We start from the raw sequence: 440 nt of genomic DNA, 5'->3' as shown, positions 1-440 counted from the left end.
GGGACTGGCCGCTTTGCTTCCACGTATCAAGATGCTGTTTCCAGGTCTCTCGAAGGGCTTTCAGTTCATTGGCAGTCATGATGATCTCCTTAATTCAGAGATCATGACCTTAGCTGGCGAGCAGCCCTGGTAACAGGTGGGGTTTATTTACCGCTTACGACCAAGTCTGCGGCAACAGCTACGAGTACTGCGTATAGCAGTACGCGAACGTGATAAAATACGATGCTTTGAATATAGACTGGAAGAGCTTTGAGCTTCTCTATGAAGGCTGCCGAGTCCACTGGTTTTACCCCGTTTCCACGGACAGTCAGTTAAGAGCATTCTGAGTTAGCTTACGCTTCTTCCTCTGGTTATAAAATCGCTCGATGTAATCAAATACATCAGCTCTGGCTTCTGTTCGGGTTTTGTAATTTCTTCTGTTCACCCTTTCTCTTTTTAAG

1 protein-coding gene is annotated in these 440 nt (G+C 46.1%); it reads right to left on the bottom strand.

Annotation, left to right across the window (positions count from 1 at the left end; translation table 11 throughout):
• Positions 1-307: 307 nt before the first annotated feature.
• On the bottom strand, positions 308-440 hold a 133-nt coding region (locus BGP75_RS22905), incomplete at its 5' end, for an IS3 family transposase (protein ID WP_143820949.1).

The sequence above is a fragment of the Motiliproteus sp. MSK22-1 genome (assembly GCF_001968815.1).
GTDB lineage: Bacteria > Pseudomonadota > Gammaproteobacteria > Pseudomonadales > Balneatricaceae > Motiliproteus.
The sequence above is the reverse complement of the archived record's forward strand: the minus strand, read 5'-3'. Positions and strand labels throughout refer to the sequence as shown.